Raw genomic sequence first — 1199 nt, forward strand, 5'->3', positions numbered from 1 at the left:
CCGACTTCATGGGGTCGAGTTGCAGACCCCGATCCGAACTGAGACCAGCTTTTTGGGATTCGCTCCATCTTGCGATTTCGCAGCCCTTTGTACCGGCCATTGTAGCATGTGTGAAGCCCAAGACATAAGGGGCATGATGATTTGACGTCATCCCCACCTTCCTCCGAGTTGACCCCGGCAGTCTCCTATGAGTCCCCGCCTTTACGCGCTGGCAACATAGAACGAGGGTTGCGCTCGTTGCGGGACTTAACCCAACATCTCACGACACGAGCTGACGACAACCATGCACCACCTGTGAACAGCCCTTACGGACCCGACATCTCTGCCGGATTACTGCCCATGTCAAGCCTTGGTAAGGTTCTTCGCGTTGCATCGAATTAATCCACATGCTCCGCCGCTTGTGCGGGCCCCCGTCAATTCCTTTGAGTTTTAGCCTTGCGGCCGTACTCCCCAGGCGGGGAACTTAATGCGTTAGCTGCGGCACAGACCTCGTGGAATGAGGCCCACACCTAGTTCCCAACGTTTACGGCGTGGACTACCAGGGTATCTAATCCTGTTCGCTCCCCACGCTTTCGCTTCTCAGCGTCAGTAGTGGCCCAGAGACCTGCCTTCGCCATCGGTGTTCCTCCTGATATCTGCGCATTTCACCGCTACACCAGGAATTCCAGTCTCCCCTACCACACTCTAGTCTGCCCGTACCCACCGCAAGTCCGAGGTTGAGCCTCGGATTTTCACGGCAGACGCGACAAACCGCCTACAAGCTCTTTACGCCCAATAATTCCGGACAACGCTCGCACCCTACGTATTACCGCGGCTGCTGGCACGTAGTTAGCCGGTGCTTCTTCTGCAGGTACCGTCACTTTCGCTTCTTCCCTGCTGAAAGAGGTTTACAACCCGAAGGCCTTCATCCCTCACGCGGCGTCGCTGCATCAGGCTTTCGCCCATTGTGCAATATTCCCCACTGCTGCCTCCCGTAGGAGTCTGGGCCGTGTCTCAGTCCCAGTGTGGCCGGTCGCCCTCTCAGGCCGGCTACCCGTCGTCGCCTTGGTGAGCCGTTACCTCACCAACTAGCTGATAGGCCGCGAGTCCATCCCAGACCGAAAAACTTTCCAAACGGTAGCCATGCGGCTCCGTCTCGTATCCGGTATTAGCTCCGGTTTCCCGGGGTTATTCCAGAGTCTGGGGCAGGTTACTCACGT

The 1199-nt window shown here is 57.2% G+C and carries 1 rRNA gene; it reads right to left on the reverse strand.

Annotated elements, in window-relative coordinates:
* Window positions 1–1199 (reverse strand): 16S ribosomal RNA (locus CKO12_RS14300); the annotation flags it as partial.

Origin of the sequence: Chromatium okenii, from assembly GCF_016583745.1 — a bacterium.
In the GTDB taxonomy this organism is placed as follows: domain Bacteria; phylum Pseudomonadota; class Gammaproteobacteria; order Chromatiales; family Chromatiaceae; genus Chromatium; species Chromatium okenii.